18 protein-coding genes are annotated in these 21,800 nt (G+C 61.2%); 12 read left to right on the top strand and 6 right to left on the bottom strand.

Annotated features, from left to right (window positions below):
* Positions 1-309: 309 nt before the first annotated feature.
* The 7 genes from G9X68_RS20000 to G9X68_RS19970 all read left to right on the top strand — a co-directional run bounded on the left by G9X68_RS20000 (position 310) and on the right by G9X68_RS19970 (position 7,936).
* On the top strand, positions 310-3,945 hold the full coding sequence (locus G9X68_RS20000; protein ID WP_171603863.1) for a PAS domain-containing protein: 3,636 nt from the start codon (positions 310-312) through the stop codon (positions 3,943-3,945).
* Positions 3,942-4,583: a response regulator transcription factor gene (locus tag G9X68_RS19995; RefSeq protein WP_171603862.1), complete on the top strand. Its 642-nt coding sequence runs from the start codon at positions 3,942-3,944 to the stop codon at positions 4,581-4,583. Before G9X68_RS20000 ends, G9X68_RS19995 begins: the two co-directional genes overlap by 4 nt.
* Positions 4,584-4,586: 3 nt before the next feature.
* Entirely contained in the window at positions 4,587-4,964 is a 378-nt protein-coding gene (locus tag G9X68_RS19990) for a response regulator transcription factor (RefSeq protein WP_168267667.1), read from the top strand.
* 1 nt (position 4,965) lies between these two features.
* Positions 4,966-5,658 carry a response regulator transcription factor gene (locus tag G9X68_RS19985; protein ID WP_171603861.1) on the top strand — a complete coding sequence of 231 codons (693 nt, stop codon included), beginning with the start codon at positions 4,966-4,968 and terminating at the stop codon, positions 5,656-5,658.
* Between the two features lie 195 nt (positions 5,659-5,853).
* Entirely contained in the window at positions 5,854-6,207 is a 354-nt protein-coding gene (locus G9X68_RS19980) for an ArsR/SmtB family transcription factor (RefSeq protein WP_171603860.1), read from the top strand.
* 406 nt (positions 6,208-6,613) lie between these two features.
* Positions 6,614-7,282 carry a nitroreductase gene (locus G9X68_RS19975; RefSeq protein WP_171603859.1) on the top strand — a complete coding sequence of 223 codons (669 nt, stop codon included), beginning with the start codon at positions 6,614-6,616 and terminating at the stop codon, positions 7,280-7,282.
* An 81-nt stretch (positions 7,283-7,363) separates the two neighbouring features.
* Positions 7,364-7,936 (top strand): NADPH-dependent FMN reductase, encoded by a 573-nt coding sequence (locus G9X68_RS19970; protein WP_171603858.1) that lies wholly within the window; start codon positions 7,364-7,366, stop codon positions 7,934-7,936.
* Between the two features lie 72 nt (positions 7,937-8,008).
* On the opposite strand, the gene G9X68_RS19965 is transcribed toward G9X68_RS19970, so the two are convergent.
* The 6 genes from G9X68_RS19965 to G9X68_RS19940 all read right to left on the bottom strand — a co-directional run bounded on the left by G9X68_RS19965 (position 8,009) and on the right by G9X68_RS19940 (position 16,324).
* The gene (locus tag G9X68_RS19965) at positions 8,009-9,196 is read right to left on the bottom strand and encodes a galactarate dehydratase (protein WP_094088189.1); all 1,188 of its coding nucleotides are present in this window, start codon (positions 9,194-9,196) and stop codon (positions 8,009-8,011) included.
* A gap of 12 nt (positions 9,197-9,208) precedes the next feature.
* Complete coding sequence (locus G9X68_RS19960; protein ID WP_171603857.1) at positions 9,209-10,420, bottom strand: mandelate racemase/muconate lactonizing enzyme family protein; 1,212 nt, start codon at positions 10,418-10,420, stop codon at positions 9,209-9,211.
* Positions 10,417-12,138, bottom strand: coding sequence for an ABC transporter ATP-binding protein (locus G9X68_RS19955; RefSeq protein WP_171603856.1), 1,722 nt, complete (start codon positions 12,136-12,138; stop codon positions 10,417-10,419). The genes G9X68_RS19960 and G9X68_RS19955 overlap by 4 nt, the downstream gene beginning before the upstream one ends.
* A gap of 7 nt (positions 12,139-12,145) precedes the next feature.
* On the bottom strand, positions 12,146-13,267 hold the full coding sequence (locus G9X68_RS19950; protein WP_077976955.1) for an ABC transporter permease: 1,122 nt from the start codon (positions 13,265-13,267) through the stop codon (positions 12,146-12,148).
* Positions 13,268-13,276: 9 nt separating this feature from the next.
* Positions 13,277-14,263 carry an ABC transporter permease gene (locus G9X68_RS19945; RefSeq protein ID WP_168308234.1) on the bottom strand — a complete coding sequence of 329 codons (987 nt, stop codon included), beginning with the start codon at positions 14,261-14,263 and terminating at the stop codon, positions 13,277-13,279.
* A 123-nt stretch (positions 14,264-14,386) separates the two neighbouring features.
* The gene (locus G9X68_RS19940; protein WP_171603855.1) at positions 14,387-16,324 is read right to left on the bottom strand and encodes an ABC transporter substrate-binding protein; all 1,938 of its coding nucleotides are present in this window, start codon (positions 16,322-16,324) and stop codon (positions 14,387-14,389) included.
* Positions 16,325-16,622: 298 nt separating this feature from the next.
* Here G9X68_RS19940 and G9X68_RS19935 point away from each other — a divergent pair, with 298 nt between their 5' ends.
* The 5 genes from G9X68_RS19935 to G9X68_RS19915 all read left to right on the top strand — a co-directional run bounded on the left by G9X68_RS19935 (position 16,623) and on the right by G9X68_RS19915 (position 21,794).
* A complete protein-coding gene (locus G9X68_RS19935; RefSeq protein ID WP_171603939.1) occupies positions 16,623-17,336 on the top strand; it encodes a FadR/GntR family transcriptional regulator in 714 nt (237 codons plus the stop codon).
* Positions 17,337-17,356: 20 nt separating this feature from the next.
* Complete coding sequence (locus tag G9X68_RS19930) at positions 17,357-18,187, top strand: NAD-dependent epimerase/dehydratase family protein (RefSeq protein ID WP_171603854.1); 831 nt, start codon at positions 17,357-17,359, stop codon at positions 18,185-18,187.
* Positions 18,184-19,113, top strand: a complete 930-nt coding sequence (locus tag G9X68_RS19925; RefSeq protein ID WP_171603853.1) for an SMP-30/gluconolactonase/LRE family protein — start codon at positions 18,184-18,186, stop codon at positions 19,111-19,113. The genes G9X68_RS19930 and G9X68_RS19925 overlap by 4 nt, the downstream gene beginning before the upstream one ends.
* Positions 19,110-20,060, top strand: a complete 951-nt coding sequence (locus G9X68_RS19920; protein ID WP_171603852.1) for a dihydrodipicolinate synthase family protein — start codon at positions 19,110-19,112, stop codon at positions 20,058-20,060. The genes G9X68_RS19925 and G9X68_RS19920 overlap by 4 nt, the downstream gene beginning before the upstream one ends.
* A gap of 147 nt (positions 20,061-20,207) precedes the next feature.
* Positions 20,208-21,794 (top strand): ABC transporter substrate-binding protein, encoded by a 1,587-nt coding sequence (locus G9X68_RS19915; RefSeq protein ID WP_171603851.1) that lies wholly within the window; start codon positions 20,208-20,210, stop codon positions 21,792-21,794.
* Positions 21,795-21,800: the final 6 nt, after the last annotated feature.

Genomic DNA, 21,800 nt, shown 5'->3' with positions numbered 1-21,800 from the left:
GCATCGACAATGACCGGAAAGCCGGACGCCTTCAATCGTGCCCGAGGTCGGGCGCCCCAGCCATAGGGCATAGCGGAACCAGCCTGAAGTCTAGGATCCGCCATCGGGAAACAGGACAGTCTTCCGATCCGTCGTTCTCCCGAAAATTCCGGCTACATTCCCGCGCAATGCATGGGTTTCCATGAGTTGCGGTTGTGGTGCGGCGGGATTACGCTTCGTAACATGAGCTCGCCAGCCCCGAAATCGAGAACGACTGCTGCAAGAAATGCCGACGATCCCCCGGTTCTCTCTGTCCGGCAGGAGCAGTTGATGCTGAGCGTCTGGTCGCACCGTCCCCAGTTCCTGCATCTGGGGCTTTTCTTTCTCGCCTATGTACTCGCCTGCGGCTTCGCACAGTCGCTGGCAATCGTGCCGGGAACGGGTATTTCCATCTGGCCTCCGGGCGGGCTTTTCGTCGCTACGCTCATCCTCGCCTCCAGGCGCAGCTGGCCATGGTGGATCCTGGCGGGCTGCCTGGCAGAGATGTTCAGCAACTTCCTGTGGTTCTATAGCCCCGTGGCTGCGGCCTTCCTGATTTATGTCGGCAACGCTCTGGGAGCAATGGTCGCGGCATGGCTGGTGAACCGGACCTTGAAGCATCCGGGTCAGCTGGAAACTCTGCAGGAAGTTCTCACATTCGTCATCCTGGCTGCCGGAATTGCACCGATCGTGAGCGCGACCGTGGGAAGTGCCACGCTTGCCTGGTTCGCGATCCAATCGCAATCCTTCACGACGGCCTGGCCGCTATGGTGGATCGGCGACGCAACCGGTGTCCTCATCGTCGCACCGCTGGCATTGGTCCTCTTTCACAGCTGGCGCAGCAAGACGGAGTTCTCGGCCGCGCAATGGGTGGAAGCCTGCGTCCTGGGGCTGATCTTTCTCGGTGTCGCAGCTCTTTCGCTGAGCGGCTACCTTCCTTTCGCCTATATCATCATGCCACCTCTTCTTTGGGCCGCGGTCCGTTTCGAGTTCAAGGGCGCCGCCGTATCGCTCGCTCTGCTTGCTCTGATCACGGCGGTATTCACGATAACAGGCGCCAGCCAATTTGCCGGTGATCCTGAATCCCAGAGACACAATCAGATCATGCTGCAGCTGTTTCTGGCCATCTCGGCATTTTCGGCGCTGATTGTCGCCGCCATATCGCGACAGCACCAGCTGGCAGTGCTCAGATTGCACCAAAACGTGGAGACGTTGCGCGACCGGGAACGGGAGCTCTCGCAGCTCGTGGACATGGTTCCAAGTCATGTCTGGCGTCTGACGCCCGAGGGCGAGCCGACCTTCTTCAATAGGCGGATGGTCGATTTCCTCGGTCTTGACGTGGCGGACTCCGACAGACCAGGCATGAGCCGGCTGGAGGCCGTCCTGCAGGCCACCGTTCATCCCGATGATACTGCCGGTTTCAGGGACGCCCTTCGCCATTGCCTCGCCACCGGCGAGACCTTCGTCATGCGGTATCGGCTGCGCCGCGCCGACGGTCTCTATCGCTGGATGTCGAGCCGTGCCGAGCCGATGCGCGATCAGGCCGGAAACATCGTCCAGTGGTACGGCCTTTGTCACGATATCGATGATCAGGTGCATGCCGAAGAGACCGTGCGCCGGAGCGAACGGCAGCTTCAGCAGATGATCGACGCCGTGCCGGTCCGCATATGGAGCGTGGAACCGACAGGCGGATCGATCTACTTCAACAAACGCTACCAGGATCATTTCCACGCCGTCATCGCCAATTTTGACGCGCAGGCCGAACCGCGCATCGACGAGCTCCTGCAGCAGCTGGTCCATCCCGAGGATGCGTCCGACGTGCAGCGCACGCTGCGTAATTGTTTCGAAACCGGCGGCGGCACCGCCATGCGGTTCCGCTGGCTTGAAAAGGATGGCGTCTACCGCTGGGCCGAATGCAGGGTGGAGCCGCGCCGCGATGACGACGGAACGGTCGTGCAATGGTACGGCGTCTCCCTCGACATCGACGAGGAGGTGCGCGCGCTGGAAGCGTTGCGCCACCGCGAACGCGAGCTGTCGCAGCTCGTGGACATGGTCCCGGCCCAGATCAGGCGCCTGACGCCGGAAGGCGAACCGGTCTTCTTCAACAAGCGCTTGATCGACTTTTTCGGTCTCGACGTAGGCGATATGGATAGGCCCGGCATGAGCCGCCTCTCCTCGGTCATCCACACCCTCGTCCATCCCGACGACGCATCAAGGTTGCTCGAGACGGTTCATCATTCCCTCGCCAGCGGCGATCCCTTCTCGATAAAATATCGCATGCGCCGTTTCGACGGAGCCTATCGCTGGGTCGATGGCCGAGCCGAGCCGCTACGCGATCAAAGCGGCGCGATCATGCAATGGTATGTCATATCCGTCGATATCGACGATGAAATGCGCGCGCAGGAAGCACTGCGCGACCGGGAGCGGGAGCTTTCGCAACTCGTAGACATGGTTCCGAGCCTGCTCTGGCGGCTCAATCCGGAAGGCGCTCCGACCTTCTTCAACCAGCGCCTGATCGATTTTCTGGGTCTCGACATTGCCGATATGGAAAAGCCGGGCGTCGGCCGACTGGCGGCGCTCATCGCGGCCGCGGTCCATCCCGACGATGCAGCCAGCCTCGAGCAAGCGCTCAACCATTCCTTTGCTACGGGAGAGCGCTTCTCCAGCCAGTATCGCCTGCGGCGCGCCGATGGCGTCTACCGCTGGGTGAAGGGCAGCGCGGAGCCGCTGCGGGATCAGAGCGGCCGGATCGTCCAATGGTATGGTCTGTCGCATGACATCGACGATCAACTGCGCGTCGAGGAGGCACTGCGGGAGAGAGAACGATCGCTCTGGCAGCTCGTTGAAACGCTGCCGGCAATGATCGATTGCGCAGCACCCGATGGAGAACCGATCTATCGCAGCCAGCAACTGCGGGACTTCCTCGGTTATAATCTCGAAGAGTTGGATGGAACGGGCAAAACCCGGCTGGACGGCACACTCGATGCCGGTGTTCATCCCGACGATTTGGCAGGGGTCAAGGAAAACTATGCCCATTCATTGTCCACTGGCGAGCCCTATGCGCGCAGGCACCGTCTGCGGCGCCATGATGGTGAATATCGCTGGGTCGAGACGCGTGCGGCACCGATGCGCAATGCCGAAGGCGCCATCGTCCAGTGGAATGTCATCTGCCTTGATATCGACGGTGAGGTTCACGCGGAGGAAGATCTGCGTCGAGCGCGGGAGGGTCTGGCACGGGCGAGCCAAGTGGCGAGCCTGGCCGAGCTTTCAGCCTCCATTGCGCACGAGGTGAACCAGCCGCTCGCGGCCGTCGTGGCCAACTCACACGCCTGCCAGCGCTGGCTCATGGCCGAGCCGCCGAATATGGAGCGGGCACAGAGGACGGTCGAGCGCATCATCCGGGATGCCAACTCGGCGGCGGATGTCGTCAGCCGCATTCGCGCTCTGTTCAAGCAATCCGTAGACAGGAGGACCCCATCGACGCTCTCCGGTATCGTCAACGAAGCGCGCAACCTCATGGCCGACGAGGCCTGGCGTCGTCACGTTCGGATGGAGGTGGGGGTCGACGCCACCCTTCCGCTCATCGCAATCGACCGCATCCAGATCCAGCAAGTTCTGATCAATCTCATCCGCAACGGCATCGAGGCAATGGACGCCACGACAGGCGACAGGGTCATTGAAATCCGCGTACGCCAGATCGGGAATATCCTCCAGACCGAGATCAGCGATCGCGGCCAGGGCATCGAATTTCCCGAAAAGATGTTCGAGCCGTTCTTTACGACCAAGGAAAAAGGCATGGGCATGGGGCTGGCCATCTGCCGCTCGATCGTCGAACTGCACGGCGGGCGATTGTGGGCCGAGAAGAACAATCCGTGCGGAGCGACGTTGATCTTCACATTGCCTATTGAAACGAAGGCGGCGCTATGACGGCCGACGACCATATCGTCTTCATCGTGGACGACGATGAACGTATGCGGGAAGCGCTCGTCGAGCTGCTGGACTCGCACGGCATGCACGCCATTGCCTTTGAATCGGCCTGCGACTACGTGAGAGCGGACAAGCCGGATGTGCCCGCCTGCCTCGTTCTGGATATCGAGCTGCCTGACATCAACGGTCTCGATCTGCAGAGACAAATCGCCGACAGGGATCATCCGCCAATCGTCTTCATTACGGGACATGGCGACATTCCCTCCTCCGTGCGTGCGATCAAGCATGGCGCGGTGGACTTCTTGACCAAGCCGTTCAGCGATGCGGATCTCATGGCGGCAATCCATGCGGCGATTGCTCAGGATCGGGAAAAGAGAGCCGAGCGCGCCGAGATCGACATGCTCAGACAACACTATCTCGACCTGACGCCGCGCGAGCGCGAGGTGCTGCCGCTGGTCGTCAGCGGCCTTCTCAACAAGCAGGCCGCAGCCGAATTGGGGATCAGCGAAGTCACGCTGCAGATCCACAGAAGAAACGTGATGCACAAAATGGCGGCGGCATCACTCGCCGATCTGGTGCGGATCGCGGAGAGATTGGAAATACCGATAACCCACTCGCGCCGAGTGGGAGGGAATTGAAACATGAACAAGACAAGACACGTCGTGGCAATTGTCGATGACGATCCAAGGTTGCTTGAATCGATGGGCGACCTTCTGGAATCTGCGGGTTATGTGGCCCGCAGCTTCTCATCAGCGGGCTCGCTGCTCGTCAACGGGCTGTCGGACCTCGACCTGCTGATCACCGATATCGGAATGCCTGGCATCGACGGCTTCGAACTTCGTGACCTGGTGAGGAAGTCGCGTCCGGAGCTGCCGGTATTCATGATCACGGGCCGCCACGAGATAGCCGACCAGGGACGTGCTCAAGGCGCAAGTGGATTTTTCCGCAAGCCCTTCGATGCCCAGGCCCTGCTGACGGCCATTGCCAACGCTTTGCATAAATCGACAGATGGAGGGTGACATGAGAGTTGACCAGCCGTTGCTGCGGAGATCGGCGCCGTTATCATTGCAGCACAGTTATGACGAAAATCAGCCGCTTGTCATTATCGTCGATGACGACGCATCGGTCCGCGAGGCGCTGTCGGAGCTGATCCTGTCGGCGGGCTTCCAGTCGACCAGTTTTGCTTCGACCCGCGAACTGCTTGACGCCGATATATTGGATAGCCCCGGCTGCCTGATCCTCGACGTGCGCATGCCAGGCGCAAGCGGCCTTCACCTGCAGAGCCATCTGGCCGAAAACGGCATTTCCAAGCCGATCATCTTCCTGACCGGGCATGGCGACATCCCGATGACCGTCCAGGCGATGAAGGCCGGCGCCGTGGATTTTCTCACCAAACCGGTGCGGGACCAGACGCTGCTCGACGCCGTGACCGCCGGCATTGCGATGGACGCCGAACGGCGAGCCGAAGCGGCGGTCACCAAGCGCAATATCAAGCGCCTGGAGACACTGACGCAGCGCGAGCGCGAGGTCCTACATGAAGTGGCGCGCGGCCGCCTCAACAAGCAGATCGCCTTCGACCTCGGCATCAGCGAGGTGACGGTCAAGCTGCATCGCAGCAATGTCATGCACAAAATGGAGGCGGCCTCCATCGGCGAACTGATCCGGGCCTGGGAAACACTGCCCGCACAAATGCGCCAGGTCGGCCCGCGGTAGTAGGCGAAGGATGCCGGCCTCGAACATGATCTGCCGCCGCTGTCCATTTGATGCACGCCGTATCCGATTCGCGCCGGAAAAGACGATGCGGCGCCGATAATGGGTTTCGGCCCCGCACGCATGCGTTATCTCTAAATTAAAGCTCGGGGATATGATCAGGTGCCCGGCTTTGGTTCCCCCAAAGGAGATCTCGCCTTGAACAATCAATCGTCAGCCGCGCTTTCCCCTGAAACCAACGCCTTCGACAACGAAGCAAACTTCCTGTCGGCTATGGGGAATGCCAAACGGCTTCACATCCTGCATCTGTTGGCCGAAGGAGAAATGTCAGTAAGCGTCCTGGCCGACGAGGTGGGATTGAGCCAATCTTCGACTTCCCAGCATTTGGCAATTCTTCGAGAACAGGAGCTGGTGCAGACGCGAAGGGCTGCCCAGACGATCTACTATTCACTTCAATCCGCCGCAGCCACTGCGATGCTCGATACGCTCGCCGACATCTTCGGATGGCATCCTCGCTCCCCAGTGGAACGCGTCCGAGCCGCGAGCACCTGACGAAATGATGAAGCGTCGCTCTTGCGGCTCATGATTGGCGTCCAATTCTGCGGAAGATGATCTTGTAGGCAACTCAGGATCGGCGCGCCGCGGCAAGAGCAGCGCAATGGCGAAGAAGGCGGTTCCGAAGAGATGACTGCGGCTTGAGAGCAAGCGCCAAACTGAGGCCGTTCGGGGGCGTAATTCCAGGCCGGGATGCCCGTGGCGCGGGAGTCCCGCGATGCTTCGCCCACATACCCCCGAACGCATCGATCCCTGATGTACGTTTGATGTACGCCTCCTACACCACGGTGTGATTACGCCTCCATTGCGAATGGAGATAATGAACCACATCAGGAACGGAACAGTCAGGAGGAAGCGGCCATGAGTATGGACGTAACGAACGGCCAGCGCCATGGAGGCGATCATGGACGTATATGAGGCAGTCAAAAGTCGACGGTCGGTGCGCGGATTCAAAGACGAGCCTGTGGAGAGGGAGGTGCTTGAGCGTGTGCTGTCCGCCGCAGCTTGGTCGCCGTCAGGATCGAACATCCAGCCGTGGAACACCTACGTGATGACCGGCGCACCGCTGGCAGAACTCAAGACGTCCGCCGTCGAGCGCGTGGCCCATGGCGACGCCTGGGACAAGCGGCAGTACGAGATGTACCCGTCCGCGCTGAAGCCCCCCTATGGGGAGCGCCGGTCCGCCTTCGGCAAGGAGCGCTACAGCGCGCTCGGCATTGCCCGCGAGGACTGGGAGGCGCGCCAGCGGGCAGCAATCGCCAATTGGAACTGTTTCGGCGCGCCCGCCGCCCTGTTCTGCTACATCGACCGTGACCTGGGCCTACCCCAATGGGCCGACGTCGGCATGTATCTGCAGACCGTCATGCTGCTGCTCCGCGCCGAAGGTCTGCACAGTTGCCCGCAGATGGCGTGGTCGCAGGTTCGCGAGACGGTCGCAGAGGTCCTGTCACCCCCGGACGGGCTCATCCTCTTCTGCGGCATGTCGATCGGGTACGAAGATCCCACGGTCAGTTACGCCCGAACAGGCCGCGCCCCGCTCGACGAGACGGTCACGTTCCTCGGAGATGAGTGACTTGCGATCGAAGGACAGGAACCCCTTCTATGATTCTTGCGTATGATACGTCCCTTATCACGCGAGATATTGGAGAACCCCATGACCACGCATAAAGTAGGCTATCTCATCGGCAGCCTCGCCAAGGGCTCGATCAACCGCAAGCTCGCTAAGGCGTTGGTGCGGCTCGCCCCGCCGGAACTTGAAATGTCGGAAATATCCTTCAAGGACCTGCCGCTCTACAGCTACGACTATGACGCCGACTACCCTCCGGCTGGCAAGACATTCAAGGCGGCAATCGCGGCCGTCGACGCCGTGCTGTTCGTCACACCCGAATACAATCGATCCATACCCGGCGGGCTGAAAAACGCCATCGACTGGGCGAGCCGCCCGTACGGCACCAACTCGTTCACACGCAAGCCGTCAGCGGTGATCGGCACGTCGCCGGGCGCGATTGGCACGGCAGTCGCCCAGCAGAATTTGCGCAGCGTGCTCAGTTTCTGCAACTCTCCCCAGATGAATGCCCCGGAAGCCTACATCCAGTTCACACCGGGGCTGATCACCGATGACGGCGAGGTCACCAACGACAAAACCGCCGATTTCCTTCGCACTTACATGCGGGACTTCCATGTCTTCATCGCAAGGGTTCGCTCAGTGCTGCCGAAAGATGCCTAGAGCCGTCGCCCTACAGGAGCTGGCCGCGCCATCCGGGCGGTCAGCTCCTGTTTTTTAAAGCGGGCAATGCCCTCAGGCGAAGGCGTAGGAGCCGTCGGGCCGCTTCGGCACGCGTCGCTGCCAATGGATGTAGCCTTCCTCTTCCATCGCCTTCTCGTCCATTTCGACGCCCCAGCCCGGCCGGTCGGGACGCAGTTCCAGATAGCCGTCCTTCGGCAGATAGGGATCGACGACGTAACGGGTTTCTCCCTCCCGCTTCTCGATATCGAGGCCGCCATAGACATAGGCCTGTCCCTTCGGCAGCCGGTATTCGAGGATGCGGAAATTCTGTGCCGCCGCCGAAAAATGGACATTGACCGCCGTCGCAAGCGGCCCCATCGGGTTGTGCGGCGCCACGCCGACGAAGAAGGCTTCGGCGAGGGTGGCGATGCGGCGCATTTCGCTGATGCCGCCGACGACGCAGATATCGGGCTGGATGAGGTCGGCGCCCTTGACCTGCAGCAGGCGCAGGAACTCGTTTCTGTTATAGAGCGACTCGCCGGTCGCCAGCGTGCAGTTGAGCCCCTGTTTCAGGTCGCCCCAGGCCTCGATATTTTCAGGACGCAGAGGCTCCTCGAAAAACAGCGGATCATAGGGCGCCAGCGCATTGCCGAGCTGGCGAGCGGCGATCGGCTCGAAAATCTTCGCATGGGCATCGAACGCGATCTCGTATTCGTCATTGACCGTTTCGCGCAGCGAGCGGAAATAATCCGCCGAGGCTTTGACGACATTACCCCAGCGGTTGGAGTGCATGTCGATCCGCCAGGGGCTGAGCTTGAAGGCGGTGAACCCCCATCCCTCCTTCAGACGATCGAACTCGTCGCGCGCCGCCGGCGCATCCGGCGCGGTGTAGACACCGGCATAGACCTTGATGCGGTCGCGCACTTCGCCGCCGAGCAGCTTGTAGACCGGGACATTCACCGCCTTGGCCGCAAGGTCCCACAGGCAGTGATCGAGCGCGGAGATCGCGGCAAGGCCAAGTGCGCCCGGCGGAAACCGGCTCTGCTGGATCAGCAGATTGACGAGATACTCCACGCGTGTCGGGTCCTGGCCGGAGACAAATTCGTAGAGATAATCGAGCAGCGGCGGCAGCGCCTTGTCGGGGCCGTGATTGTAGCATTCGCCCCAACCCGTCAGCCCGTCATCGGTGTCGAGCGCGACGATCACGCGCGGACGGTCCTTGTCGCGGGTCATGAAAACCCGCATGCGGTCGATCTTCATCTTTCTGTCCTTCTAGCGATTGAAATAGGTGCGGCGCGACTGTCGCGTCTGCACGTAGAGATTCTCGTTGTCGGTTCCGGGATTGTAGGCACCGGCACTTTGCGGCACCGAGACATTGCCGTTGCTGGGGAAGCGCGCCACGAAGGCCTCGTCGATATCGCAGCCAAGTCCCGGGCCATCAGGAACGGCAATCAAGCCGTCGACCTGTTGCGGGTGCGGCACGATCGTCTGGCGGCGGCCGTCCCAGTCGTCGTCGAGCCGCTCAAGGATGAGGGCGTTGGGGATCGCTGCAAGCAGATGCAGAGCCGCATATTCCGCCACCGGCCCGAGCGAACCCGAATGCGGCGCCATCTGGATATGATGGGCTTCGGCCATGGCCGCGATCTTCTTCATCTGGGTGATGCCGCCGGCCCGGCCGGTGTCCGGCTGGATGATGTCGACCAGTTCCTTCTCTATGAGCTCACGCTCGCCGAAGATGGTCGCCGAGCGCTCGCCGGCGGCAAGCGGCACATGTGCTGCGTCGCGGATGCGCCGGTAGCCGTCGATATTCTCCGGCGCAATCGGATCTTCCACCCACATCAATTCATAGGGTTCGAGCGCCCGCACCAGCCGGCAGGCATCCGCAGGCGTCAGCCACGGCGGCCCATGCAGATCGATGGCGATGTCCATGTCGTCACCGACGGCGTCACGCAGCGCAGCAACCTTGCGGACCGGATCGGCGACGCCGCCGCATTTGATCGCCTTTATGCCTCGCGCTTTGATGGCAAGCGCGCGCTCGGGCGTATTCGCATGCGAATAGATCGGGATCCGGTCGCGCACCTTGCCGCCGAGCAGCATCCAGACAGGCACGCCGAGCGCCTTGCCCTTGATGTCCCATAGCGCCATGTCGATGCCGGTCATCGCACCGCCTCCGACCGTTCCGAGCATGCCATGGCCCATCATCGCGATATGCATCTTCTGCCACAGCCGCTCGGTATGGGCCGGATCTTCGCCAATGAGGAGTGGGGCGAGATCATGGATCGCCGTCTCGACGACGCGCGGCCAGCCTGAGCATTCACCGATGCCGGTGATGCCCTCGTCGGTATCGACCTTCAGAAAGAGCCAGTTTCTGGTGCCGCCGAACTGTTTCGAGACGCCACTACCGGAGCGTTGGTCGGAAGCCCAGTTGGCGGGATCGGGCTGACCGACATGCATGAGAAAAGTGCGGATTCCGGTGATTTTCATCGCTGAAAACTCCCATTCTTCAAAATGTCCGGCGCGACGTAGCGGAAGCGCCGCGATTGATCGCGATCACGCGGATCAGGGCGCGGAATCGCTGATATGAGCGCCTGCGTATAGGCGTGCTCGGGTGTGCGGCAGACCTTCTCCGCGTCGCCGATTTCGACGAGCTGGCCTTTGTACATGACGCCGACACGGTCGCACATGTAGCGGATAACGCCGATGTCATGACTGATGAAGATATAGGCGAGCCCGAGTTCGTCCTGCAGGCGCATCAACAGATCGAGCACTTGCGAGCGCACCGAGACGTCGAGCGCCGAGGTAGCTTCATCAGCAACGATGACGCGCGGATTGAGCGTGATGGCGCGGGCAATGCCGATGCGCTGGCGCTGGCCGCCGGAGAATGCGTGCGGGTAGCGTTCGCGCGCCCTCGGGTCGAGGCCAACCTGCTCCATCAGATGGCAAACGCGCTCCTCCAGCGCCCGCCCTTTTGCGACGCCATTGACGAGCAACGGCTCGCCAATGATCTGGGAGACGGTCATGCGCGGGTTGAGGGAGCCGAAAGGATCCTGAAACACCATCCGCAATTCCCGCCGTGCGGCGGCGAGCGTCTGACCTTTTGCCGTTGCCAGATCGATGATGTCGCCGTCGGCGCGGCGATAAAGGATTTCACCTGCAGTCGGATCGATCAGCCGCATGATCGAGCGACCCATCGTCGTCTTGCCGGATCCGCTCTCGCCGACGATGCCGAGCGTTTCGCCCGGCAGAAGCGAAATGGAAACATCGTCCAGCGCTTTCACCTCGCCGAAATCCATCGAGACATTGCGGAGTTCGAGGATCGGTGGGGCCGTCGTGTCGAGCGGCGCGCGCGCCAGCCGGATTTCGGCCTTCGCTTCCAGCTTCAGCACCGAGCCAATCAGCATCCGGGTATAGTCGTCTTTCGGCGCATGAAAAATCTGCTCGACTGGCGCATATTCCTTGGCGACGCCGTTATGCATGACCAGCACATCGTCGGCAATCTGCGCCACGACACCCATGTCATGCGTGATGAAGAGAACGGCCATGCCCTTGGCCTTCTGCAGCCGGGCGATCAGGTCGAGAATTTCGGCCTGCGTCGTCACGTCGAGGGCCGTGGTCGGCTCGTCGGCGATCAGCAGCTGGGGTTTGCATGCAAGCGCCATGGCGATCATCGCGCGCTGGCGCATCCCGCCGGAATATTGAAAGGCATATCGGTCCAGTGCTTTTTCCGGCGAGGGAATCTCGACTTGGCTGAGCAGCGATATAGCTTCCGCGCGCGCCTCTGCCTTGCTCATCCGGGTGTGAAGGCGAAGCGCTTCGACGATCTGGTTGCCCACCGTGTGGATTGGCGACAGCGACGACATCGGCTCCTGGAAGATCATGGCGATGTCTCGGCCGCGGATCGCTCGGATCTGACGCCCGCGCGGATTGAGGCTGGTCAGATCGATCGAGCCGCCGTTCTGATCGTTCAGGATGATCGACCCGCCGGATATGCGGCCAGGCGCATCGACGATCTGTAGGATCGAACGCGCCGTCACCGACTTGCCGGATCCGCTTTCGCCGACGACACAGAGCGTCTTGCCCGGCTCGATCGAGAAAGACAGATCGCTGACGGCGCGAAAGACGCCGGTGCGCAGTGGGAACTCGACCGTCAGATTTTTCACCTGCAACAGAGGCCTGCCGGCAATGGGAAGGATATCGGTCATGCCGGCCTCATTTGTTGTAGGGGTCGGCCGCATCGCGCAGGCCGTCGCCGAGAAGGTTGAGCGCCATCACGGCGACCACGACGGCGCAGCCCGGCATGAAGAGCCATGGCGCGGTGGCGATCGAACGAATGTTCTGGGCCTCGCGCAGAAGCACGCCCCAGGAAATGGTCGGCGGCTGCAGACCGAGCCCCAGGAAGGAGAGAGAGGTTTCGGCAAGGATCATTGCCGGCACCGCCAACGTGATCGACGCGATGATATGGCTGGCGAAACTCGGCAGCATGTGACGAAAGATGATGCGTCTTTCGCGAACGCCGTCGAGCCTCGCGGCGGCGACGAATTCCTCGGTGCGCAAAGACAGGAAGCGGCCGCGAACGACGCGGGCGAGCTGCGCCCAGCCGGTCAGCGACAGGATGATCGTGATCATCATATATTGCAGCGTCGCAGGCCAGTCCTGCGGCAGGGCGGCGGCCATCGCCAGCCAGATCGGGATCGTCGGCAGCGACAGCACGAAATCGATCACCCGCTGCAAGAAGAAATCGATGCGGCCGCCGTAGTAGCCCGAAATGCCACCGAGCACGATGCCGAGCATCAGCGAGAAGAAGACACCGACGAGGCCGATCGACAACGAAATCTGCGAGCCCTGCACCGTTCGGCTGAAGACGTCGCGCCCAAGCCTGTCGGCGCCGAAGAGAAGCAGCGGCGTCGTCTTGTCGGGCGAGGCGATCAGATGGATGTTGGTCCTGAACAGGCCGAACACGGAATATTCATAACCGCGCCCGAAGAACTGGACATCGACACGCTTCGTCGTGTCTTCCTTGTAGATGGCGGCCAGCGTTTCCGGATCGCGGGTCAGCTTCATCGGATAATAATGCGGGCCGAAGGAGAACCCGTTCTCAGTATCGATCAGATGCAATTTCTGCGGCGGGTGAAAGGTCGCCCGCGCATTTTGCAGGTACGGATCGTTGATGGCGAAGAAGCCAGGAATGAGGGCGACGATATACATCAGCACGGTGACGACAAGCGCCACCATGGCCAGCCGGTGCCGGCGGAAAGCCCACCAGATGAGCTGCCACTGCGATGCAACGGCGGCGCGATCCGGGGGAATGTTTGTAACGGTGATGTCGGCCATGTGAGGCTCCTATTCCAACCGGATGCGGGGATCGACCAGCGCAAGCAGGATGTCGCTGATCAGAGAGCCTATCAGCGTCAGCGCGCAGATCAGCAGGACGAAGGCGCCGGCGAGATACATGTCCTGGGCCATCAGCGCCTGCAGCAGCAAAGGAGCCGCCGTCGGCAGATTGAGGACGATGGCAACGACGACCGAGCCGGAAATGAGATTGGGCAGCAGCCAGGCGATCGTCGAGATGAACGGATTGAGGGCGATCATCAGAGGATATTTCATCAGCAGCCGGAACTCAGAGAGCCCTTTTGCCCGTGCCGTGGTCACGTAAGGCTTCGGCAGTTCATCGAGCATGTTGGCGCGCATGACGCGGATGAGGCTCGCCGTCGAGGAGACGGCAAGGATGATGACGGGAAGCCAGAGATGCGAGAAGAGGTCGACCATCTTGGCGAAGCTCCAGGACGCGTTCTCATATTCCGGCGAAAAGAGCCCGCCGACATCCTGTCCGAATTCGACCGCCGCGATGTACATCAGCACCAGCGCCAGCAGGAAGGATGGAACAGCCAGGCCGAAAAAGGTGAAGGCGGTGAAGAAATAGTCGCCGATCGAATATTTGCGCACAGCGGAAAAGACGCCGATCGGCAGTGCGATCGCCCAGGTGGCGATCAATGTCGAAAGGGCCAAAACGAGCGTCAGCGCCATGCGCTCCCAGATCAGGTCCGAGACCGGCTGCTGCCATTCGAAGGAGATGCCGAAATCGCCGCGCGTGAGAATGCCCCATATCCATTTGAAATATTGGACGAGCATCGGGTCGCCGAGGCCGAAGCGCTCACGCAATTGCGCCGCCGTGTTCTGATCGACGATTTCGTTGGAGGCTGCCAGCGTCGCAATATAGGTCGTGACATAATCGCCCGGCGGCAGCTGGATCAGCACGAAAGCCAAGAAGCTGACGGCAAACAGCGACGGAATCATCCATAGGAAGCGTTTGACGATAAAGACCAGCATGAGGCGCCTCTTGCGTTGAACGCCGCCTTCCGGGCCTTGTCGACCGTTAGTACCGACAAGGCATCTCGGAGGGCGAACTGAAAGAAAGCGCCCTACCTGATGGTACGGCGCTCAAGACGAAAATCAGCTCGTGAAGGTGAATTGCTGCGGCATTGCAGGGCCGGGATTGGGCCAGGACCAGCTATCCGGCTCCTTCTCGGGAACATTGCGCAGATTGTTGCGGATGATGCCGAAGCCGCCGACGGCAAGGCAAAGGCCGACGGTCTCGAATTCCTCGGCCGCGATGTCGAAGATCTGCTTCATGATCGCGCCGCGCTTGTCGAGATCGGCCGTCGAACGCGCTTCGTCGAAGAGCTTCATGCGCTTCTTCTGGCTTTCCGGCGGTTCTTCGCCGCGTGCACCGTTGGAGGTGTACCAAAGCGTCCACGGAATGGCGTAACGCGAACCCTGCGGATGGAAGGCGAAGAAATCGCGCGGATCGAGCATCGGATCGAGGCCGCCAGGACCCGGCCACACCGCCGCATCATGGGCGTTGTCGTCGCCGCGGGTGTAATAGAGCGCCCGCTCGATCGTGTTGACCTTCATGTCTACACCGATCTGAGCCCAATGCGCCTTGACCAGTTCCAGGGCATCGACGAGGTCGGGATAGAGCGTCGGAATGACGTCGATCGAGAAGAACACCTTCTGGCCGTCGGGCCGGAGGCGAAAACCGTCGCCGCCTTTCTTATAGCCGGCCTCATCGAGCATCGCGCCTGCCTTGTCGGCATCAAATTCGGTGAATTGGCGCGCGTATTTTTCGTTATACCAGGGATGGGTCGGACGCGGCCCGGCCTGGTAGGGCTCGCTCTGTCCGAAATAGACGATGTCGATGAGCTCCTGGCGGTTGATGCCGATCGAGAGCGCTTGCCGGAACGACTTGTCGGCAAACATCTTGCGCATGGCAGGATCTTTGTGGGTGATGTTGAAGTAGATCTGGCACTGTTGCGAGGCCGAAGGCACGAGCGTCAGCAGCCGATAATCGCCCTTTTCCATGTTCTTGGACAGCGTCGGCTTGTTGGCGAGAACGCTGATGTGACGTTCCTGGATGTCGATCTTTCCAGAGATGACGTTCAGCATCAGCGATTCGACGTCCTGCGAGATGCCGAAGTTGATTTCATCGATGTAGGGGAGCTGGTTTCCCTCGGTATCGACCTGCCAGAAATAAGGGTTGCGGGTCATGACGACGCGCGTCGCGCCGCCGGCATAGGGCTCCTTGACCACCCATGGATCGAGCGTCGGCTTGTCAACATTGCCCCATCGCGATGGGATCTCGATGTCGCCGCAACGGCTGCGGAAGAGCTCCGTCCAGCTGGTGACGCCGGCCTTCTTCGCATCGGCCTCGATATTGGGATTATATTTCGGCAGGAACTGGCTGCAGTAATGCTTCGGGAACAGCGTCGGATGCTGGCCAAGCGGTGTGGCGAGGTTTTCCAGGTAAAGCGCGTTGGCCGCAGCAAAGGTGAACTTCACCGTATAGTCGTCAATCTTCTCGACGGTGACCGGCTTGCCGGCGACAGCAAGCTGCGCCGGCGTCGAGCTGTAGAGCTCGGTATTCTTGACGCAGTCTTCGATCGCGAAAACGACGTCATCGGCCGTAAAGGGATGACCGTCGGACCAGCGCACGCCTTCGATGAGATGGAACGTGAATTGTGTTGCGTCGTCGCTGACTTCCCAGCGCTCGGCAAGGTTCGGCTGCACGGCGGTAAAATCGAGGTTCCAGCGCACGAGACTCTGGTTGCCGACCATACGCAGGATGCCGTTATGGTCGGATGAACCGCGAAGTCCGCGGCGCAGCGAACCACCATAGGTGCCAACCTTCTCGAACGGCGTCACGACCATCGGCTTTTTCGGCAGGCGCTCAGCCAGCGGCGGCAGCTTTCCATCCTTGGCGAGCTGTGCAAGGGCCGGCGCTTCGCCGCCTGCGGCAGACACGCGACCGGCGATAGACAGCGCCGCGACACCAGCCATGCCACCAAGCACGGCGCGGCGGGTGACGCCACGCGACAGTATTTCTTTGGCCATCGAATTCCTCCCTTTTGTGCCGGCGCAGCCTTTGCACCGGCTGATGCGGCGGGCTCCCGACCCGACGCTGGCGCCCTCCTCGGCGCTACGATCGAGACCATAGACACGTTCTCAAATGATTACAAGAGTTGACAGATAATTACAAATTTTGTAGCCATGCTGCATTGAAATGCGACGTTGCGCCTGCCAGCAGGACGAAAAACGTTGGATTTGTCAGATGCTGTCGCCGCCCTGAACATCATGGCCGGCGACAGCCAGGGTGCGGCCGCTGACGCGGCGTTGAGAGAAAAGGACCATGATGACATTCGCCGTCGATGCCGTTTCGAATAGGGGCGCAACGCGCTTCAGCGACATCATCTACGAGAAGATCGTGGGGATGATCGCCGACGGCAACTTTCCGGTGAACGAACGGCTGCCGCCGGAGACGAAACTCGCCGCTGATTTCGGCGCATCAAGACCCGTCGTGCGCGAAGCGCTCGAACGCTTGAGAGCCGATGGCCTGGTCGTTTCGCGCAAGGGTTCCGGTTCCTATGTCAGGCAAAGGCCGGATTCGTCGATGCTGAAAATGGTGCCGGTCGGCTCCTTGGCCGATGTCCAGCGGTTCTTCGAATTCCGCGCCGGTCTCGAAGCCGAGGCGGCGGAGCTTGCGGCGCGAAACTGGCAACCGGTCGACAAGGAACGGATAACGGCAGCGCTTCTTTCGATCGAGCAATGTTTGCGCAACGGGCAGCTTGGCGCCGAGGAGGACCAGGCTCTGCATGATGCAATTGCCATGGCGACCGGTAACCAGTTCCACATCACCCTGCGCGAGTGGTTCAAGCCGCATTTCGCCATCGGGCATTCCGTTACACGAAGCTTGAGCTTGAAGCGGACGCCGGAACAGATCCGCAGCGTCCAGGATGAGCATGCGGTGATCGTCGAGGCGATCTTCGCGCGGCAGGAAACTGAAGCTCACGATGCGATGAAAAGACACATACTGAATGCTCGTGCCCGCATGTTCCAGGGCGTTTGAGCGATATGGGAGGAGAGACGATGAAACGGGTCGCTATGACGGGTGCTGCCGGTCGTGTGGGGACGCTGCTGCGCCCGCTTCTTCGGTCGCATGTCGAGCACCTCAGCCTGATCGATCTCCAGGAACCTGACGGGCTTGGCGAAAACGAGATTTTCGTAAGGGCCGACCTTACAAAGCTCGACGAGGCGACGGCTGCGCTGAAGGATGTCGACGGTGTGGTTCATCTCGCCGGCATTGCAAGCGGCACCGACATGAACGCCATTCTGCACGCGAACGTGCTTGGAACATACAATCTCTATGAAGCGGCGCGGATCAACAAGGTCCGACGGGTCGTCTATGCATCGAGCAATCATGCCACGGGCTTTTATCCGCGCGGCCAGCTCGTGTCGCCGCTCGACCCGATGCGCCCCGACAGCCCATATGGACTTTCCAAATGCTGGGGCGAACTTGTGGCGGGGCTTTATTACGACACATCGGGCATTCGCTCTCTTTCCATCCGCATCGGCAATGCGGGCACCTATCCCAACAGCGAGCGATCCATTGCGATCTGGATCAGCGCGCGAGACCTGGCGCAATTGGTCAGGATCGGCCTTTCGCACCCGTCGATCGCAGCAACAGTGGTCTACGGCGTTTCCGACACCGAGGAGATGTGGTGGGAGAACGATCTGGCGGCACGATTGGGCTACCAGCCACAGGACCGGCCGCGCGACCACGCCCTGATCGAAGAAGGATCCGAAGGGCCGGTCGCGCTGACGTTCCAGGGCGGTGGGTTCTGTGAGATCAATCACGACGGCACCATCCGCATGCGCGACGCCGAGGGCCTGGCCAAGAGCCTGGAGACGGTTGAATGACGGCCCCGCGGATCATCCGCCCGGACGTCCGTTCCGTGATCCAGCAGCCGCTGACGGTTGGTGAATCGCCGGTATGGGACGAGGAGACCGGCACTTTGTGGTTCGTCGATATTCTGGCGCCGGCGCTCGTCCGGCTCTCGGCTTCTGGAAAGATCGACCGCTTCGACATGCCGGCTGCAATCGGCGCCCTCGGGCTTTGCCGCGATCACAGGATCGTCGTGGCGCTCCAGACAGGCGTCCATCTCTTCGATCCTGTCTCCGGAGATTTCGAGCTTGTGTCGGATCCAGTCGGGCGCCACATCAACTGCCGCCTCAATGACGGAAAGGTCGGCCCCGACGGGCACTTCTGGATTGGCTCGTTCAGCGAAGCCAAGCCGCAGACCGATGAGGCCGCACTTTATCGCGTGGGCGCCGATGGTCGCACGCGAACCGTTGCAACCGGACTGACGAGTTCCAATGGCCTTGCCTGGTCGCCGGACGGCCGGCGGATGTATCATTCCGACAGCCGGCAATGCTTCCTGCAGGCATTCGACTTCGATCCTGATACGGGCGACCTCGGCGATGGGCGCCGGCTCCGCAGCTTCACGGAAGACGAGGGTCGGCCGGACGGAGCGACAACCGATCGTGACGGGTTCTACTGGAGTGCCGGCGTTTCCGCCGGTCGCCTCAACCGAATATCGCCCGAAGGCGAAATCGTCGAAATCTACATTCTGCCGGTCCCCGCACCGACCATGCCGTGTTTCGGAGGACCGGATCTGCGCACCCTCTTCGTCACGAGCCTGTCGACGGATCGCAGCGGGCGTTTCGAGGCGGGGACAGTCATCGCCTTCGACGTGGATGCAGAGGGCCTGCCGCCCTTCCGCTTCGGGGATCATCCCATCGCGATGACAGCGAATAGATGGAAAGATAACGGGGGAGAAAGATGAGCATCGCAACCATGCGCAAGGCGCTTACAGGCGTATCGGGTGTTCCGGTGACCGCCTATGATGGCAAGGGTGAAGTTGAACCCCGGATCACGGCGAAGGTCTATGAGCGGGTGGCGGCAGCGGGCATTCACAACATCGTCGCTGCCGGCAATACCGGGGAATTCTATGCTCTGACGCCGCAGGAAATCAGGATCGTCCATGAGGCGGCGGTTTCAGGCGTTGCCGGCAAGGCGCCGGTGACGGCGGCAATCGGCCGGTCGCTGCGCGAGGCGATCGGCATGGCGAAAGATGCGGCCGCGATCGGTGCATCCGCCGTCATGTCGCATCAACCCGTCGATCCTTTCGCAGCACCTGCGGCCCAGATCGACTATTTCTGCAATCTTGCGGATGCTTCCGCCCTGCCGCTCATCGCCTATGTCAGGGCGGATGGTTTCGCCGTCGCCGATATCGTCCGCCTCGCAAGTCACGGCAATATTGCCGGCATCAAATTCGCCACGACCGATCTGATGTTGTTGTCGAGAGCTATCCCGGCGGCGAGCCCCGGCGGCGCGCTGTTCGTCTGCGGCCTGGCGGAGAGCTGGGCGCCGACATTTACGGCTGCGGGCGCCCGCGGCTTCACGTCCGGCCTCGTCAATGTCGCGCCGAAGCTCTCGCTTGCGGTCCACGCTGCGCTTGAAAAAGGCGATTTTGCCGCCGCCAGGGCGATCGTCAACAAGCTTGAGCCATTCGAGCGGATGCGAACCAAATTCCGCAATGGCGCGAACGTGACCGTCGTCAAGGAAGCCGTCACCTATTCCGGTCTCGATGTCGGCCCCGTGCGTGTGCCGGGATTGCCGCAGCTCGACCAGTATGACCGCGAGGAGCTTCATCGGCTGCTTCAAGGCTGGGAGGCCGAAGGCGACATTCAAACTCATTCAGACCAGCCGGCCGTAAAGGCGGCCGGCTGATTTCGACACGAGAGCGGCTAAAGCTTTTCATGGAAGCGCAGAGCCGCTCTAACCCTTTGTTTTTACGCAATTCCAGACGGAAAACCGCTTCGCACTTTTCCTGGAATTGCTCCATTTCCGCAAACAACAGGATTGGGAGGTCTTGAGATGCTGAGACAAGTACTGACAACGATCGCAATTGCCGGCGCCCTGACGACGGCGCAGCCCAGCTTTGCGGCGTCGCCGCCCAACATGCTGGTGATCGGCACCAATCTCACCGGCATAAGGACGCTCGATCCGGCCCAGAACAATGCCCGCACGGTTTCCGAGCTGATCTCGAATCTCTACGACAACCTCGTGCAACTGTCGCCGGACGATCTGAAAACGCTGAAGCCGATGCTCGCAACGCAATGGAGCGTCTCGGCGGATGGCAAGATCATCACGCTGACATTACGCGACGACGCGGTCTTCCAGAGCGGCAACAAGGTGACCGCCGAGGATGCGGCCTGGTCGATCCAGCGCGTCATCAAGATGGGCCAGGTCGGCTCCACCGACGTGGCACTCTGGGGCTTCACGCCTGAAAACGTCGAAAAGCTCGTTCGCGCAAAAGACGAACACACGCTCGAGATCGAGCTGCCGCAGTCGGTCAATACCGATCTGGTGCTCTATTCGCTGGCGGGCTCGTCGATCGGCATCGTCGACAAGAAGACGGTTCTGTCGCACGAGGCGAACGGCGATTTCGGCGGCGCTTGGCTTTCCGCCAATTCCGCCGGCAGTGGCCCATTCAGTCTGGCGCAGTGGCGGCCGAACGATGTCGCGATCTTCAATGCGCAGCCGAAATATTGGGGCGGCAAGCCGGCCATGGCCCGCGTCGTCGCTCGTCACATCCCTGAATCCGGCAATCTCCGGCTACAGCTCGAAGCTGGCGACGTCGATGTCGGCCAGTATGTAGCAAGCGGCGACCTCGATGCGCTCGCCACCAGGAAGGACATGGTCATCGAGAATGTCCCGGGGCTCGGCTTCTACTATATCGCCCTCAATCAGAAAGACCCGGATTTGCAGAAGCCGAAGGTTCGCGAGGCCTTCCAGCATGCCTTCGACTGGAAAGCGATCTCCGGCAACATCATGCGCCATACGGGCTTTCCCTGGCAGTCGATGATCCCGCGCGGCATGATCGGCGCTCCCGGCGAAGGGGAGGTGCGCTACGATTATGATCCCGCCAAGGCCAAGCAACTGCTGGCGGAGGCCGGATATCCCAATGGCCTGAAGAAGGTGCTCAATCCGTCGGGAGCCCCGACCCTGCCCTTCGCCGAAGCGCTGCAGGCGAGTGCCCGCGCCGCCGGCATCGATCTCGATCTCGTGCCCGGCGAATTCACGCCCGCTTTCCGCGAGCGCAAATTCGAAGTGCTGCTCGGCAATTCCGGCGCCCGTCTGCCCGATCCCTTCGCGGTCGCCACGCAATATGCCTTCAACCCCGACAATAGCGACGAGGCACGCCTCGGCAGCTATTACCTCTGGCGCACGGGCATGAAGGTGGACGAGCTCAACACGCTCATCGACCAATCGATGAAGGAGCGCGACACGGAAAAGCGTACCGACATCTTCAAGAAGATGGACGGCATCTATGCCGGCATGGCTTCGCCGCTGGTCATCTTCTTCCAGCGAACCGACCCCTATGTCATGCGCGCCAACGTGAAGGGCTATCACGGGCATACGACATGGTCGACGCGCTGGCATGACGTGACCAAGGAGTAGAACGCC

Origin of the sequence: Rhizobium changzhiense, assembly GCF_013087625.1 — a bacterium.
Taxonomy (GTDB): Bacteria; Pseudomonadota; Alphaproteobacteria; order Rhizobiales; family Rhizobiaceae; genus Rhizobium; species Rhizobium sophorae.
Note: the sequence above shows the minus strand (reverse complement) of the source record. Positions and strands in the feature narration are given on the sequence as shown.